We start from the raw sequence: 16,410 nt of genomic DNA on the forward strand, positions 1-16,410 counted from the left end.
ACACGCCGAAGGGCCCCCCGCACCACGGATGGCGGGAGGCCCTTCAGGTCGAGCAGAGGGTGACCGGCAGGGTCAGGAGGCCTTGGCCTTCTCCCCGGTCTTGGCCGGAGCCGCAGCGACCGGCGCCGGCTTGGCCGCCTCGTAGAACTCCTCGCGCGGAGTCTCGATCGCACCGAGGGAGACGACCTCGCGCTTGAGGAACATCGCGAGCGTCCAGTCGGCGAAGACCCGGATCTTGCGGTTCCAGGTCGGCATGGCGAGACCGTGGTAGCCACGGTGCATGTACCACGCCAGGCGCCCGCGCAGCTTGATCTTCATCTTGCCCATGACGATCATCGCGACGCCCTTGTGGAGGCCGAGACCCGCCACCGCGCCCTTGTTGGAGTGCGCGTACTCCTTCTGCGGGAAGCCCCGCATGCCGGAGACCACGTTGTCGCCGAGGACCTTGGCCTGACGCAGCGCGTGCTGCGCGTTCGGCGGGCACCAGGCGTTCTCGACGCCGGCCTTGCGGGCGGCGACGTCCGGGACCTGGGCGTTGTCGCCCGCGGCCCAGATGTAGTCGGTGCCGGTGACCTGGAGCGTCGGCTGGGCGTCGACGTGGCCACGCGGGCCGAGCGGCAGGCCGTAGCGGGAGAGGACCGGGTTCGGCTTGACGCCGGCGGTCCAGACGATCGTGTTGGAGTCGACCTCCAACCCGTTCTTCAGCACGACGTGGCCGTCGACGCAGGAGTCCATGGAGGTGTTGAGGTAGACCTCGACCCCACGGCCCTCCAGGTGCTCCTTGCCGTACAGGCCGAGCTTCGGGCCGACCTCGGGGAGGATCTTGTCGGCGGCGTCGACGAGCACGAAGCGCATGTCCTCGCGGGACACGTTCTTGTAGTACTTCGCGGCGTCGCGGGCCATGTCCTCGACCTCGCCGATGGTCTCCGCGCCCGCGAAGCCACCGCCCACGAAGACGAAGGTCAACGCCTTGCGGCGGACGTCCTCGTCGGTCGTGGAGTCGGCCTTGTCCAGCTGTTCGAGAACGTGGTTGCGCAGGCCGATGGCCTCCTCGATGCCCTTCATGCCGATGCCCTGCTCGGCGAGGCCGGGGATCGGGAAGGTGCGGGAGACCGCGCCGAGCGCGATCACCAGGTAGTCGAAGGGCAGCTCGTACGCCTCGCCGACCAGCGGCGCGACGACGGCGACCTTGCGGTCCTGGTCGATGGTGGTGACCCGGCCGGTGAGGACCTCCGCCTTGGGGAGCACGCGTCGCAGCGGGACGACGACGTGTCGGGGGGAGATGCTGCCGGCGGCGGCTTCGGGGAGGAAGGGCTGGTAGGTCATGTACGACCGGGGGTCGACGACCGTGACGGTCGCCTCTCCGTAGCGCATCTTCTTGAGAATGCGCCGAGCTGCGTACAGGCCTACGTACCCACCGCCTACTACGAGGATCCTGGGACGCTCCGTGGTGCTCATGCCATCGAGTATGTACCCGCCATACGGGGGTCGCTCGTGCGCCCCTTCACAAGCTTCTTCACACCCTCTGCTACACTGCGCGACCCCTCTGGCGAGGCACCTGACCCACCAGGGGACCGGCCGGGGGGTTTGACCGTTGTCAAGGCCGCGTGAACTGCCGTTCCGGCCTCTCGGGGACCCTGGACCACCCTTCCGTTTCACACGGACGAGACCCCCGCGAAAACCCTTCGGGGACGCCCCGTTGACCCCTTGGAGCCCCGGAACGCTCTGCGGAGCCTCAAAACATCGCTCAACAGGGGCGATTCTCTTGTGAAGAACTTCACGAAGTTTGTCGGCGCCGGGTCGACGAGAGGTGCCGGAGCACCCCTCGGACGCGCTCATACGTTATCCGAACAGCTCAAGCGAGGCTACCGGCGAGTAGTAAACACTTGCTCACAAGCGCCCGCGGGCTGCCGGGAGGACCCCGGCGGCCACCCCCGGACTACGCCACGGACCAGGCGATGCCGTCCAGAATGTCGTGTTCGCTCACCACGACCTCCGCCGCCCCGATCCGCTCCATGATCGACAGCAGGACGAGGGCGCCCGCCGCGATCACGTCCACCCGCCCGGGATGCATCGAGGGGACCGCCTCCCGCTCGGCGTGCGTGGACCGCAGCAGCCACTCGGTGATCTCGCGGACCCGGTCGTAGGCGATCCGCGAGTGGTGGATGGCCGCCGAGTCGTACGCGGGCAGGTCCTGGGCGATCGCGGACAGGGTGGTGACCGAACCCGCCAGCCCGACCAGGGTGTGCGCCTCGCGCAGCGGCACGTCCCGCTCGGCGAGGTCGAGGGCCGCCTCGATGTCGGCGCGGATCGCGGCGATCTGCTCCGGCGCGGGCGGGTCGACGACCGCCCCGTCCCTGACGAGGTGCCGCTCGGTCAGCCGTACGCAGCCGATGTCCACCGAGCGGGCCCCGCGCACCCGCCCGTCGCCGACGACGAACTCGGTGGAGCCGCCGCCGATGTCCACCACCAGGTACGGCGTGGTGAGGTCGGTGCGGCCCGTCAGCTCCTTGGTGGCGCCGGTGAAGGAGAACTCCGCCTCCCGGTCGCCGGAGATCACCTCGGGCTCGACGCCGAGGATGTCGAACACGCCGCGCACGAAGTCGTCCCGGTTCTCGGCGTCCCGGGAGGCGGAGGTGGCCACGAAACGGATCCGCTCGGCGCCCAGCTCCTTGATGACGGCCGCGTACTCACGGCAGGCCGCGAAGGTCCTCTCCAGCGCCTCGGGGGCCAACCGGCCCGTGCGGTCGACCCCCTGGCCCAGCCGCACGATGATCATCCGCCGGTCCAGCTCGACGAGGTCACCGGTGGCCGGGTCGGCGTCGGCGACGAGGAGCCGGATGGAGTTCGTACCGCAGTCGACGGCGGCGACCCGGGTCACTGGTCCTCCCCCTGCTCGGTCTTCTCGGGCGCCGACGCCGGCACCACGCACGGGCCCTTGGCCCACCACTCCGGCAGCATCGCGATCGCCTCGTCGCCCAGGGGGTTGACGCCGGGACCGGCGGCCAGCGAGTGGCCGACCAGGACGTGCAGGCACTTCACCCGGTCCGGCATGCCGCCGGCGCTCGGGAAGCCCTCCAGGACCTCGATCTCGTCACGACGGGCGATGTAGTCCTCGTGCGCGGCCCGGTAGGCGGCGGCCAGCTCCGGGTCGGTCCCCAGCCGCTCCGTCATCTCCTTCATCACGCCGTTCGCCTCCAGCGTGCCGATCGCGGAGGCCGCGCGCGGGCACGTCAGGTAATACGTCGTGGGGAAGGGCGTCCCGTCCGGCAGGCGCGGCGCCGTCTCGACGACGTCCGGCTGTCCGCAGGGGCAGCGGTGCGCGATGGCGCGCAGCCCGCGCGGCGGGCGCCCGAGCTGCTGCTGGAAGGCCTCGACGTCGGCGTCGGTCGGCTCGGTGCGCGGGGTGGGCGGCGGAGGGGTCTGCATAACCTGCTACTCAAGTCCTCGGTGTGGCTCATCGGTTGACGGTCACGAAGGTGGCCGTTCAGCTGTCGGCGGCGTCGGCCTTGTCGACCCCGTCCCAGACATTGGTGTACCAGGGACGGTCGGCCGCCCCCTGGTTCGTACGGGACTGCTTCGCCGCGTCCGGGTCGATCATCGTGTAACCGGTCTCGCCCGGCATCACATAGTGCAGCCGCTCGCGGATGCGCTGCTCGGCGTACGCGTCGTCCTGCCAGCGCGCCTTGAGGTCGCGCAACTCCTCGACCCGCTCGCGCGCCTCCTCCCGCTCCCGCTGCATGTCGGCGATCTCGGCGCGCTGGGAGACGTACTGCCTCATGGGATAGGCGAGCGCCACGATCATCGAACAGAGGACGAGGGCGAGCAGCGCGGCCCGGCCGGTCAGCCGGGAGCGGCGGACCTGGCGCTTGGCCTGGGAGCGGTAGACCCGGGCGGCCGTCTGCTCGCCGAGCACCTTCAGCCGGGTCGCGGTGGAGAAACGGTCCCGGTCCCGGTCCTTCACGGCCATGTCCCGCTTCCCCTTCCGCTTCTGCCTTCTCCGGCGCGCACGCACGTACGTCCCCGCACACGGTACGGGACCGGTACGGGGACGTACGTACGACGCTTCCTACTGTTGCCGTCAGCCCTTGAAACGGGGGAAGGCGCTGCGGCCGGCGTAGACCGCGGCGTCGTCGAGGATCTCCTCGATGCGCAGCAGCTGGTTGTACTTGGCGACGCGGTCCGAGCGGGCCGGGGCGCCGGTCTTGATCTGGCCGCAGTTCACGGCGACGGCGAGGTCGGCGATGGTGACGTCCTCGGTCTCGCCGGAGCGGTGGGACATCATGCACTTGAAGCCGTTGCGCTGGGCCAGCTCGACGGCGTCCAGGGTCTCGGTCAGCGAACCGATCTGGTTGACCTTGACCAGCAGGGCGTTGGCGGAGCCCTCCTCGATGCCGCGGGCGAGACGCTCGGGGTTGGTGACGAAGAGGTCGTCGCCGACGATCTGGACCTTGTCGCCCAGCTTGTCGGTGATGGTCTTCCAGCCGGCCCAGTCGTCCTCGAACAGCGGGTCCTCGATGGAGACGAGCGGGTACGACGCGACGAGGTCGGCGTAGTACTCGGTCATCTCGGCGGCGGAGCGCTCCTTGCCCTCGAAGGTGTAGACGCCGTCCTTGTAGAACTCGGAGGCGGCGACGTCGAGCGCCAGGGCGATCTGCTCGCCGGGGGTGTAACCGGCCTCCTTGATGGCCTCGATGATGAGGTCGAGGGCGGCGCGGTTGGACTCCAGGTTCGGGGCGAAGCCGCCCTCGTCGCCGAGACCGGTGGACAGGCCCTTGGTCTTCAGCACCTTCTTGAGGGTGTGGTAGACCTCGGCGCCCCAGCGCAGGGCCTCGGAGAAGGACTCCGCGCCGATGGGGGCGATCATGAACTCCTGGATGTCCACGTTGGAATCGGCGTGCGAGCCGCCGTTCAGGATGTTCATCATCGGAACGGGCAGCAGGTGCGCGTTCGGGCCGCCCAGGTAGCGGAAGAGCGGCAGGTCGCTGGCCTCGGAGGCGGCGTGGGCGACGGCGAGGGAGACGCCGAGGATGGCGTTGGCGCCGAGGGAGCCCTTGTTGTCGGTGGCGTCCAGGTCGAACATCGCCTGGTCGATGAGGCGCTGCTCGGTGGCGTCGTAGCCGACGAGCTCCGGGCCGATCTGCTCGATCACGGCGAGGACGGCCTTCTCGACACCCTTGCCGAGGTAGCGGTTGGGGTCACCGTCGCGCAGCTCGATGGCTTCGAAGGCACCGGTGGAGGCGCCGGACGGGACGGCGGCACGACCGGTGCTGCCGTCGTCGAGGCCGACCTCGACCTCGACGGTGGGGTTGCCTCGCGAGTCGAGGATTTCCCGGGCTACGACGACGTCGATGGACGGCACGAGCATCTCCTTCATGGGATGTGACGCGGAAGTGCGGGGCCCGCGGGCCTTGCGACTAGAGCCTAACCGCCCCGGGCGCGTCGGCAGCCGACCGACCGTCCCGTGGACAGACAGACGGTACCCATTGTTCCAGTCCGGAACAAAGGGGGGTGGGCGAGAAAGTGAACCGGAAGGGTCCGATGGGGCGGGCCCGAGGGGTGCACGGGCATGAAAAAACCCCGCCCCGGTGCGTACGGGGGAATGCGCACCGGGGCGGGGAGCCCGTGGGGACGGGGGGACGGCCTCACGGGGTCTTCACTACGGAGGACACGGATGTGAGCGGGCGGTGGTTCAGCTGGGAAGCGGCCCGATTTTCTCGGCCCAGCCGAACCCGCCCCGCCTGCCCGGCCATGGGGGCGGCCGTGGGGGCGGCAGGCGTGTGGTGGCCGTCGCCTACGCCAGGGGTCAGCTCAGGTGGAGCTGCTGGCCCGGGTAGATGAAGTCGGCATCGTCGATGATGTCCTTGTTCAGCTCGAAGAGCTTCTCCCAGCCACCCTTGACGTTCTTCTTCTCGGCGATGGTGCTGAGGGTGTCGCCGCTGACGACCTTGTACTCGCCGTCGCCCTTCTCGACCTTCTTGCCGGTCGGGGTCTCGACGGTGGCGCGCTCGGAGGAACGGGAGGCGCGGCTCTCCTCGCTGCTCTTCTCGGTGCTCTTCTGCGAGGAGCCGGAGTTCGAGGAGGAGGAGGCGGCGGCGCCGTCGTACGAGGCGCTGGACAGGCCCTTGCCGCAGACCGGCCAGGCACCCTCGCCCTGGCCCGCGAGGACCTTCTCGGCGATCGCGATCTGCTGGGCCTTGGTCGCCTGGTCGGCGGTGGAGGCGTACTGCGTGCCGCCGTAGCCGGCCCAGGTGGAGGCGGAGAACTGCAGACCGCCGTAGTAGCCGTTGCCGGTGTTGATGGACCAGTTGCCGCCGGACTCGCACTGGGCGACGGCGTCCCACTCGGAGGCGGTGGCGGCGGAGGCGCTGCCGGCGGCCATCAGCGGGGCGGCGACGGCGGCGGCGCCGGTGACACCGGCGACGGCGATGGCGCGAGCGGCCTTGGACGGACGACGGTGCTTGCCCTTGCTGGAAAACAGCATGGAGAGATCCCCTCACCGACGCCTGCGAGGTGAGCTGTCGGGTTCGGGCCGGTTGAGTTGCCCGGCCGCACCCGCTCGCCTCTCGGCTCACGTGGCGCGGCTTCACCCCGAGCCGGTTCCGGACGTACGCCCCCGAAGGGCCGCAACCACCGGACCCGGCACTTACCTTGGGTCCCCCGCTCCTGCCTACGGCGCTTGACGCGACGACTGTTCCTTGCGGCCGTTGGCAGGATTCGGCGTACCGACCGCAGGGGCCCGCTGTGGCGAGCGGTCACGACCGTAAACAGGTGATTGCCCGAATTTCAAAGACGATCAGGGGGTCTGTGATTCATCTCCCACAGAGATCAAAACGGGCATTCATGGGCGAAAGGTGACCCGAACTCTCGCTACTTTTCGCCCGTTTCGGCACCGACTTCGAGGGTCTGACCGGGCAGGATGAGGTCCGGATCGGTCCCGACCGTGGTCTCGTTCTCGGCGTACAGCTCGCGCCACCCACCGGTCAGGTCCAGCGAGTTGGCGATCCGCGTCAGGCTGTCGCCCGCACGGACGGTGTACGCGCCGTCCGCGGCCTCCCGCGCCGTGTCGCCGCCACGGGAGGCGTGACGGCCGGAGGGGGTGGCGTCGACGGCGCGAGGACCCTCGGCCCCGTCCGTGCCGGCCTCCGCGTCGGCGGCGGCGCTCTCGTCGGCGCTGGCGCCGCGGTGGCGGCCGGTGCCGGCCTCACTCTCGTCGACCGAAGAGCTGTCGCTCTGTGCAGACTTGTCTGACTTTGCACCCTCGGAGGTCGCGGAGTCGTCCGTGCCGGCCTCGGCCTTGGCGGAGCCGTCGGCGTCGCCGGAGGCGGAGCCGGCCGAGCCGGACCCGTCGGCCTTCCCGGCCGAAGTGGACGAATCAGATGAATCTGCCGAATCTGCCGAATCTGCTGAATCCGCCGAGTCGGAAGAATCCACGGAACCGGAGGAGTCGACCGAACCGGATGAATCAGATGATTCGGCGGAATCGCCCGACTTCGCCGAGTCGTCCGCGACGCCCGTGTCCACGTCGGCCGAACCGGAGTCGCCACCGAGGTTGTGCAGCAGACCGCACGTGGCCCAGACGCCGACGCCCTGGTCGGCGAGCACCTTCTCGGCGACGGCTATCTGCTGCGAACGGCTGGCCTGGTCGGCACTGGTCGCGTAGTCGAGGCCGCCGTACTTCTCCCAGTTCGCCTGGGTGAGCTGGAGGCCGCCGTAGCGCCCGTTCCCGGTGTCCGCGCTCCAGGAGCCACCGCTCTCGCACTCCGCCACCTGGTCCCAGGTGGTTCCGCTGGCCGCGCTCGCGCCGGTGGCGCCGAGCAGGGGGATCGCGATGGCCGAGCCGGTCACTCCGGCCGCGACGAGGAGGGCGGGTGCCTGACGGGGGCGACGGTGACGACCGTTCCCGGAGAGCATGCGGTTGCCTTTCACACGACAGCAGTGACCGGTGCGAAGGGAAGCGATGCCCCTTCGCACTGACGTGTGAACGTAGCCGCAGTCGATCAGTTGTCACAAGTTAATGCAGCGTAGATCACGTGAAGATCACAGAGTTGAGTGAGCGTCATTTTCCGCCATGGAATGCGGTAGTGCTACGGGCTGCCCGGGTACTACTACGTACCGTTCACGCGCCGCCCACGAACCGCCCCTGCGGGGTGAATTGCACCGGAAGCGTGCGCAATCCCCGCATGATGAGCCCCCCTCGCCATCTCAAATCGGTTGAATCCACCGCGAGTCGAAGGTCGGGGAGGCGGGTGAGGAGCGTCGCCAGCGCGGTCTGGCCTTCGAGGCGGGCGAGGGGGGCGCCGAGACAGTAGTGGATGCCGTGGCCGTAACCGAGGTGCTGGTTGTCACGGCGGGAGAGGTCGAGGGTGTCGGGGTCCTCGAAGCGGGCCGGGTCGCGGTCGGCGGCCGCGAGGACGACGAGGACGGGGTCGCCCGGGGCGATGTCCTGCCCGCCGACGGTGAGGGGGCGGGTCGCGAAGCGCCAGGTGGCGAGTTCCACGGGGCCGTCGTAGCGCAGGAGTTCCTCGACGCCGGTCTCGAGCAGCGCGGTCTCCCCCGCGGCGAGGGAGGTCTGGAGCCGGGAGCGCTGCTCGGGGTGGGTGAGCAGGGCGTAGGTGCCGTTGCCGATGAGGTTGACGGTCGTCTCGAAGCCGGCGAAGAGCAGGATGAACGCCATCGCCGCGGCCTCGTTCTCGGTGAGGTGCTCGCCGTGGTCGGAGGCGCGGATGAGGCCGGAGATGAGGTCCTCGCCGGGGGCGGGGTGCTCGGTGAGGGCGTCCCGCTTGCGGTGGATGAGGTCGGCGAGATAGCCGCGCATCTTCTTGACCGAGCGCGCGACACCGCCCCTCGGGCCGCCGCCGTGCCGGATCATCATGCCCGCCCAGTCCCGGAAGTCGTCCTGGTCCTCGCGGGGGACGCCGAGCAGGTCGCAGATGGCGTGGATGGGCAGGGGGAAGGCGAAGTCGTGGATGAGGTCTGCTTCGCCCGTCTCCGCGAAGCGGTCGATGAGCTGGTCGGTCAACTCCTGGACCCGCGGGGCGAACTCGGCGACGCGGCGGGGTGTGAACGCCTTGGAGACGAGGCGGCGGAGCCGCGTGTGGTCCGGCGGATCGATGTTGAGCAGATGGGTCATCAGCTCGGCCTTGCGCTCACCGGGGATGCCGGTCTTCCCCTTGGCGTGGGCGGGCTCGGCGTGGTGCGCGGGGTTCTTCGACAGGCGCGCGTCGGCGAGGGCCTGCTTGGCGTCGGCGTAGCGGGTGACCAGCCAGGCCTCCACACCGCTGGGAAGCCGGGTCCGGTGGACCGGCGCGTGCTCCCGGAGCCAGGCGTACGCCGGGTAGGGATCGGTGGCGAACTCCCAGGTGAACAGGTCGGGCGCGGGGGATGCCGCGGGAGTGCCGGTGGGGGTGGGTGCGGGCTGCTCGGTCACCCGTCGACGGTAGCGGGCGCCCCGGGCGACCTCCCTCCCGGCCAGGGTCTGGTCGTCCCGCGCACCCCCGGGGTCGACGGGCCTCAGTCACCCAGCACCCGGACGCGGCCGAGCACGGGGTCGTAGCCGAGCACCGGGTGGTCGTACGCCCCCTCGGGGCACATCACGACGGGCTTGCCGAGGTGGCGGCCGAGGTCACGCAGAAACCCACAGAACGCGTCGAGCCGGTCCTGGCCCTGGATCTCCCGCAGGTCCATGTCGAAGTCGATCTCCTCGTCCGAGAGGAAACGGAAGATCGCGAGCATGCCCCCCGTCGGCCACACCCTCAGCTGAGGGCATTCGGCGCCGACCGGTCGCGCGAGGGCGTGGGCGGCACTCGGCACGGCCAGCGGGGTGCTGCCTTCCAGGTACTCGTGCTTCCAGCCGCTCCGCGCGGCGAGATCGAGCAGTGCCTGCCAGTGCCGCGCCGAGGTGGCCGGGACGTACAGGTCCGGCAGGGTGCCCATCAGTCCGGGGTCGAAGCACTCCTTCACCTCGTGCCACAGCAGGTCCGGAGGCTCGTCGTTCCGGGTCATGTCAGCCCGCGTCCAAGCCCTCCGCGGCTCGGATCGCGTCGCGGTAGGCGCGGGACGCCGCCCGCAGGGCCGCCTCCGGGTCGACGCCCTCGGCCTCGGCGCGGGCGGCGAGGGTGAGGAGTTCGTAGCCGACGTCGTGGCCCTGGGGCGGCGGCACGGCGAGGCCGGCGGTGCGGACGCGGAAGGCGAGCTTGGCGGCGAGGGCGAGGCCGGGCTGGCCCAGGGGGACGCCGTCGGTCACGGACTCCCGGCGTTTCTCTATCGCCTTCGTGCGCAGCCAGTGCGCCTTGACCTCCTCCGGCGTGGTGGCCGTGGCGTCGCCGAAGACATGGGGGTGACGGTGGATCAGCTTGGTGATGATGCCGGCGGCGACGTCGTCGATGGAGAAGGGGGCGTCGGGGTCGTCCTCGGCGATACGGGCGTGGAAGACGACCTGGAGGAGGACGTCGCCCAGTTCCTCACGGAGTTCCTCGCGGTCGCCCTCCTCGATGGCCTCGACGAGTTCGTACGCCTCCTCGATGCCGTACTTGGCGAGGCCCTTGTGGGTCTGCTGGGAGGACCAGGGGCATTCGGCCCGGATGCGGTCCATGACCTGGACGAGGTCGAGGAGACGCGCGCCGGGGAGGTCGTAGGAGGCGGGGAGCAGTTCCAGGGACGGCATGGTGAGGCGGCCCGAGCCGGCGAGGCGGGCGAGACCGTCGGTGAGGCGGGGTTCGCCCTCGCCGGCGGCCACCACGACCACGGTGCGGCCGCCGGCGCAGGCGTCGACCAGTTCCTCGGCCGTCGGGGTCGCCCGCTCGACCGTGACGCCGGCCTCGCGCAGATAGGGGAGCTGCGGGTGCGCCTCGTCCGCGCAGAGGACACGGTCCGCCCCGTGCAGCGCCTGCCACGCGGGCCAGGACAGCAGGCCGGGCGCCACCCGGTGGCTGGTGGTGAGCAGGACGACTCGGCCGGGGTCGGAGGACGACGTCTGGGGGGCCGTGGGGGCGGGGTCGCCGTCGGGGCGGTGTGCGTTCACCCCACGAACGTAGCCCACGCCACCGACGGCCCCCGAAGCTCCGGTTCCGCCCGGCGCTACGCCGACTGCTGTGATCCCGCCCCGGTGACTTCCTTCACCCACGGGGTCTTGGCCTCCAGGAGACCGACGCGGCCGGAGGTCTTGTCGACGCCCCAGCTGCCGTAGCGGGGGTTGAGGTCGACGTCGAGTTTCTCGGAGGCCGCCGAGAGGGCCTTCCAGAAGACCTCGCCGCCCTGCGGGCTGTTCAGGTCGGCGCCGAGGGCGGCGGCGAGTTTCTGGACCTCGACATCGCTGCGGAGGCTCTCGTCCAGCTGCTCGGGGGCGACGCTGTAGCGCTGCAGGTAGGCCGCTTCGAGTGCCTCGGCGCCGCCGGCCTCCGTCTCCAGACCGGAACGGTACTGCTGGACCTCCTTGCGGGTGACGGTCACGCCCGCGTCCTTCAGCGCCTGGTCGAGGACCTTCTCCAGGACCATGCCGTTCAGGGTGTTGCGGGTGAGGGCGCTGGTCTGGGCGACGGCCTGCTGGTACTGGCTGTCGTCCTTGCTCGCGGCGCGCTGGGCGGCGCGCACCTCGTTCACCCGGTTCTCCAGCTGCGCGACGGTGATCCGGTCGTCGCCGACGACGGCCGCCGCGCCGGGATGCGCGTCGCTCCCGCAGGCGGTGAGGAGCGGGGCCGCGGCGGCGATCGCTGCGGAGAGGAGGAGCGCGGTGCGACGGCGGCGGTGCAAGTGAGCCTCCCGAGGAGATTGTGCGGCGGTGCACAAGGTCTTGCGGTGATCGATGGTAGGCAGTGGCCCTGCTCTCGGCCAGCCATTCGACCAACGATTCACGTCGACTTCCGGCACCGCCTCGTGCCACGTCCGGCTCAGCCCCGCACTTGCCCCAGCCACTGCAGGGTGCGCCGCACCTCGCCCGCCAGCGGGTGGCCCGGTCCCCGCAGCCGTTCCACGTCGAGCAGGAGCCGGCCCAGGGTCTCGTGGGCGGCGCCGCGGTCGCCGAGGGCGAGGAGCAGGTGGCCCATGCGGCGGCGGACGTCGAGGGCGAGATCGGGGTCGCCGCCGACGTACTGGTTCTCGTAGTACGGCAGCAGGGAGCGGTACTCGGCGAGGGCCGCGGCCGGTTCGCCGAGCTGTTCGAGGCACTGGGCGGAGTCGTAGCGGAAGCGCAGTGCCTGGGTGTCGGCCTGGCCGGCCTCGGCGGCGCGCTCGTCGGCGAGCCGGCGCAGCTCGGGCAGGGCGCGGCGGTACTGGCCGTCGTCCATCAGGGTGGCCGCGTACTGCTTGCGCAGGGTGCGGACGACGGGTGAGTGCTCGCCGTGCTGGGCGGCGGCGGCCGGGAGGATCGCGCCGAGGATGTCGACGGCCTGGGTGATGCGGCCCTCGCCGAGGAGGCGCTTGACCTCGTCGACGGCGCCGGCCACGTCGGGCTTGTCGGCCGCGGGCGCGGGGTCGGGCGCGGCGGACGGCTGGGGCGCGGGGATGCGGGCGCGGTCCGGCCAGGGGGCGTGCGGGCGCAGGAAAGGGCGCGTGGGGTCGAGCGGGGAGCCGGTGGGCATACCGCGCGCGGGCAGCAGCGGGAGGAGTTGCTCGTACGTCTCCTGGGCGGAGGACGGGCGGTGCTGCGGATCCTTGGAGAGCAGCCGGAGGACCAGGGCCTCCAGGTTCTCGGGGACCTCGGGGCGGATGCGGCGGACCGGGACCGGCGGCTCGTAGAGGTGGCGGTGGAGGACGCCGAGGGCGGTCGAGCCGGTGAACGGGACGTTCCCGCTGAGCAGTTCGTGCATCAGCACACCGAGGGCGTACAGGTCGGTGTAGGGGCCGACGGCGCCGCCCATGGCCTGTTCGGGGGCCATGTAGGCGGGGCTGCCGATGGGCGAACCGGTGTGGGTGAGGCGGGTGGTGTCGGTGTCCATGACGGAGGCGACGCCGAGGTCGAGCACGGTGACCGTGCCGTCCTGCTTGACCATGACGTTCCGCGGCTTGAGGTCGCGGTGGATGATCGGTACCGCGTGCACGGCGGACAGCACGGCGCACAGCTGGGCGGCGACCGAGACGGTCCACTGCCACGGGTACGGGTCGTGTTCGGCGAGGTGGTCGGCGAGGTCGGCCCCGTCGACGTACTGCATGACGAGGAACAGTTCCTCGCCCTCGCTGCCCGCGTCGTGCACGGTCACCAGGCCGGGGTGGTCGACCTGGGCCGTGACCCGGCACTCCCGCACGAAGCGGCGGCGCAGCTCGTCGGCCTCCTGGCCCGCGACCTTGTCCGGGCGCAGCAGCTTGACCGCCACCCGCCGGTCGAGGCGCTGGTCGTAGGCCGTCCACACCTGGCCCATGCCGCCCTGTCCGATGAGCGTGGACAGTTCGTAGCGGCCGGTGATCAGGCGGCCGGTCCCCTGCCCCTGGGTCACCGGTCTCCCTCGTGGTTGCGGAGATAGTCACTGAGCTCGTCCAGCTCGGCGCGCACCTGGTCGATACGGGCCGGCCCGGGGCGCTGCGGGTCCGGGCCCTGCTGGTGCTGCGGCGGGGGCTGCTGCACGGGCGGCTGCGGGACCGGCGGGGTCGGGGTGTAGGGCTGGGGGACCTGGACCGGCGGGTAGCTGTAGCCGGACTGCTGGGGGTTGTAGCCCGAGGACTGGGTGTTGTACCCGGTCTGGCCCGAGTACGCCGTGGTCTGGGCGAACGGCGGCGGCGGAGCCGTACGGGCGAGGCTGAAGTGACGTATGTCCGCGTACAGGTAGTAGGCGACGATCGCCGTGAGTCCGCCGAAGAGCAGCCCCATGCCGACGTCACCGCGCCAGGTGGTGAACTCTTCCTTGCCCGGGTCGGTGCCGATGATGTACAGCGTCACGACTATGTGGACGAGCGCCAGGGCGAACAGCCACCAGTCGCGGGGCCTGCGGGTCACCGAGGCGAGCCGCAGCAGGCAGGCCCAGGCGAGCAGCCCACAGCTCATGACCGCGACCACCACGAAGATCACACGGAGTGTGACCTGGCCCCCCTGGTTGGGGCCGGGGGGCGGTGTCGGCGCGTAGCCGTGGCCTTGCATGGCTGCTCCTGAGGGCCTGGTGAGAGTGGACGTGCGATGTCGTCCCGAGGGTATCGGTCGACCACGACATGAGGTCCAGGGTTGTGGACAACCGTTGTAGTACCGCAGTGCTGGTCACGCCGTCCGGGGCCGGAGCGGTTCCGTCCGCCAGGCGTGGGAACGGGCGGCGCCCGGGAGTTGGTGACGCGCGGTCGGCCGTGCGCCGGCTCAGTCCGGGGCGACCGTGCCGTCCGTCAGGCCGTCGTACATGCCGCGCACCAGGCGTTCGCCGAGGCGGCCGGCCCGCCTCAGGGCGTCCTCGAAGGCGGCGAGGGCACGGAAGCGTTCGCCGTAGCGGCGCTGCTGCTCCAGCGGCAGGCGGGGCAGTTGGAGGCGGCGGACGTCGAGCCGGGTCGCGGTGGAGGCGTAGCTGCTGGCCTGGCGGCTGTTGGCGGTCGAGCGCAGGAACCCGGCGACGAACCAGGGGTCGAGCGCCGCCGTGTCGGGTCGCAGCAGGGTGAGGTTGCGGCCGAGGGCGGCGCCCGCGGTGTCCTCGTCGACGACCCGCGCGATCCCGCCGCCGCCGAGGACGGGGACGACGACGTCGCCGGGCGCCACCAGCACGGGCGCCTCGCCCGCGGTCTCGGGCAGCGTTCCGGAGGGTGCCGTGCCGGCCAGGACGTCGTGGTCGGTGAGCACGCGCGCGTGGGGGCCGTTCCCGCCGGTGCGCAGCACCAGGGCTCCCCCGCGCGCGAGTTCGCCGACCGTGGTGAGCGGCCAGCGCGCGAGCCGCGCCTCCTCGGGGAGCGGGGGCGTGAGGTCGGCGGTCAGCCGGAGGGTCTCACCGAGGCGTGCGCGCACGGCGGTCAGTTCCTCGGCGCCGCCGCCCGCGGCCGGGGGCGGCAGGTGCCGGGCGGGGGCCAGGTCCACGTCGTCGTCGAGCAGGTCGATGACCGGCAGCGCACGGCTGAGCCCCGGCCGTTCCACCGCCTCGCCCACGCGGTCGAAGGGCCGCCAGGCGTCGAGCACGGCGGCGCGCACCGCCGCCCAGTCGAACCCGCTCCGCCCCTCGGGCACGAGCCGTCCGGTGTCGACGAGCAGCAGCCGCGGCGGCACGGCCGCCCTGCCGGGCCTGCGCAGCACCCACAGGTGCAGGGGGATGTTGTACGGGGGCGCCGCGCCGACCGGCAGGGCGATCACGGCGCGCAGGGCGCCCCGGCGCAGCAGGTCGGCGCGGATCCGGCGCCCGGAGCGGCGGCTCGCGGCGGCCGGCGGCATCAGCAGCACGGCGGTGCCGCCGTCCTCCAGACGGGCCAGCGCGTGCTGCACCCAGGCGAGTTCGGACTCCGTTCGGGCCGGGAAGCCGTACTCCCAGCGCGGGTCGTAGGCGAGTTCGTCGTGGCCCCAGTTGCGCTCGTTGAACGGCGGGTGGCACAGGACGGCCTCGGCCCTGAGGTTCTCGTAGGCGTCCGCGCGGAGGCTGTCCCCCGGGGCGGTGCGGACGGTGCCGCCGGTGCGCAGGGCGAGGCGGAGCGCGGTGAGGGCGGCCAGTTCGCCGGCGCTGTCCTGGCCGTACAGCTCCTGGCCGGGGCGAGTGGCGACGGCCCGCAGGAGGGCGCCGGTGCCGCAGGCCGGGTCGAGCACCGACCGGGCGGGGCCGGCGAGTTCGGCCATCAGCTCGGCCAGTTCGCCCGGAGTGAGCGTGTACTGGCGCGGGTTGGCGTCGAGGTGCCGGGCGAGCAGGAACTCGAAGACCTGCCGCGCGCCGAGGTCGGCCGCGAGTTCGGTGGCACCGCGCAGCAACGGGATCGAGGGCAGGATCTCGGCGGGCAGCGGCCGGGGCACGGCGGGCTCACGGGCCGGGCCGAAGCGCGGGGTGAGGACCTCCCCCAGCGGCTCGGGCAGCAGCCGGGCCAGTTCCCCGTCGTCGGCGACGGCGCTCAACTCCAGCCAGGCCAGGGGCCGTTCGTGGAGGAGCAGCAGGGCGCAGCCCGTGTGCACCAGGGCGGTGACGGGTCCCTCCGGGTGACCGGTGACCTGCTGCCAGACGCGCTCCTTCAGGGGCACCTCGGCGAGTTTGCCCTGGTCGCGCAGCCACTCCTCGACCTCGCTGAGCGCGAAGGCCGGACTGGTCTCGGTGCCGCCGACCGGTTTGGGGAAGTCGGCGTGCCGACGGCGCCAGTTGCTGACGGCGGCGCGACCCACCCCGGCGAGCCGCGCGATGTCCGCGGCCGTGACCTCTGTCTGGTTCCCCTGCACGCGCCCGGCTCCCCTCGTACCTGGTGGTGTGACGTCGAGCATACCGACGCACGCAAGATCTACCCCTTCACGCCGTGAACTCACAGGCTTCCGTGAACCGTGTT

Annotated in this window: 14 protein-coding genes and 1 riboswitch; all 14 genes read right to left on the minus strand. The window is 71.6% G+C overall.

The features are described 5' to 3' along the window. Window positions 1-72 precede the first annotated feature (72 nt). Window positions 73-1,458 (minus strand): NAD(P)/FAD-dependent oxidoreductase, encoded by a 1,386-nt coding sequence (locus tag GWK25_RS37470; RefSeq protein ID WP_215455909.1) that lies wholly within the window; start codon window positions 1,456-1,458, stop codon window positions 73-75. 481 nt (window positions 1,459-1,939) lie between these two features. Next, window positions 1,940-2,881 (minus strand): Ppx/GppA phosphatase family protein, encoded by a 942-nt coding sequence (locus GWK25_RS37475; protein ID WP_215455910.1) that lies wholly within the window; start codon window positions 2,879-2,881, stop codon window positions 1,940-1,942. Further along, the gene (locus tag GWK25_RS37480) at window positions 2,878-3,429 is read right to left on the minus strand and encodes a DUF501 domain-containing protein (RefSeq protein WP_215455911.1); all 552 of its coding nucleotides are present in this window, start codon (window positions 3,427-3,429) and stop codon (window positions 2,878-2,880) included. Before GWK25_RS37480 ends, GWK25_RS37475 begins: the two co-directional genes overlap by 4 nt. 58 nt (window positions 3,430-3,487) lie before the next feature. Next, window positions 3,488-3,970, minus strand: coding sequence for a septum formation initiator family protein (locus GWK25_RS37485; protein ID WP_215455912.1), 483 nt, complete (start codon window positions 3,968-3,970; stop codon window positions 3,488-3,490). Between the two features lie 111 nt (window positions 3,971-4,081). Further along, on the minus strand, window positions 4,082-5,368 hold the full coding sequence (eno, locus tag GWK25_RS37490; RefSeq protein ID WP_215457868.1) for a phosphopyruvate hydratase: 1,287 nt from the start codon (window positions 5,366-5,368) through the stop codon (window positions 4,082-4,084). A gap of 438 nt (window positions 5,369-5,806) precedes the next feature. After that, the gene (locus GWK25_RS37495; protein ID WP_215455913.1) at window positions 5,807-6,484 is read right to left on the minus strand and encodes a transglycosylase family protein; all 678 of its coding nucleotides are present in this window, start codon (window positions 6,482-6,484) and stop codon (window positions 5,807-5,809) included. A gap of 4 nt (window positions 6,485-6,488) precedes the next feature. Continuing rightward, window positions 6,489-6,688, minus strand: a riboswitch (cyclic di-AMP (ydaO/yuaA leader). A 182-nt stretch (window positions 6,689-6,870) separates the two neighbouring features. Then, window positions 6,871-7,914 (minus strand): transglycosylase family protein, encoded by a 1,044-nt coding sequence (locus GWK25_RS37500; RefSeq protein WP_215457869.1) that lies wholly within the window; start codon window positions 7,912-7,914, stop codon window positions 6,871-6,873. Between the two features lie 205 nt (window positions 7,915-8,119). Next, complete coding sequence (locus tag GWK25_RS37505; protein ID WP_215455914.1) at window positions 8,120-9,430, minus strand: cytochrome P450; 1,311 nt, start codon at window positions 9,428-9,430, stop codon at window positions 8,120-8,122. A gap of 83 nt (window positions 9,431-9,513) precedes the next feature. Further along, window positions 9,514-10,005, minus strand: a complete 492-nt coding sequence (locus tag GWK25_RS37510; protein ID WP_215455915.1) for a hypothetical protein — start codon at window positions 10,003-10,005, stop codon at window positions 9,514-9,516. A 1-nt stretch (window position 10,006) separates the two neighbouring features. Next, the gene (locus tag GWK25_RS37515; protein WP_215455916.1) at window positions 10,007-11,023 is read right to left on the minus strand and encodes a nucleoside triphosphate pyrophosphohydrolase; all 1,017 of its coding nucleotides are present in this window, start codon (window positions 11,021-11,023) and stop codon (window positions 10,007-10,009) included. A gap of 56 nt (window positions 11,024-11,079) precedes the next feature. Next, window positions 11,080-11,751 carry a SurA N-terminal domain-containing protein gene (locus GWK25_RS37520; RefSeq protein ID WP_215455917.1) on the minus strand — a complete coding sequence of 224 codons (672 nt, stop codon included), beginning with the start codon at window positions 11,749-11,751 and terminating at the stop codon, window positions 11,080-11,082. 137 nt (window positions 11,752-11,888) lie between these two features. Next, complete coding sequence (locus GWK25_RS37525; protein ID WP_286014685.1) at window positions 11,889-13,382, minus strand: serine/threonine-protein kinase; 1,494 nt, start codon at window positions 13,380-13,382, stop codon at window positions 11,889-11,891. Window positions 13,383-13,426: 44 nt separating this feature from the next. Further along, the gene (locus GWK25_RS37530) at window positions 13,427-14,068 is read right to left on the minus strand and encodes a hypothetical protein (protein ID WP_215455919.1); all 642 of its coding nucleotides are present in this window, start codon (window positions 14,066-14,068) and stop codon (window positions 13,427-13,429) included. Between the two features lie 207 nt (window positions 14,069-14,275). Beyond that, a complete protein-coding gene (locus GWK25_RS37535; protein ID WP_215455920.1) occupies window positions 14,276-16,306 on the minus strand; it encodes an N-6 DNA methylase in 2,031 nt (676 codons plus the stop codon). Window positions 16,307-16,410 lie beyond the last annotated feature (104 nt).

The sequence above is a fragment of the Streptomyces sp. ATCC 21386 genome (assembly GCF_018728545.1).
In the GTDB taxonomy this organism is placed as follows: Bacteria; Actinomycetota; Actinomycetes; order Streptomycetales; family Streptomycetaceae; genus Streptomyces.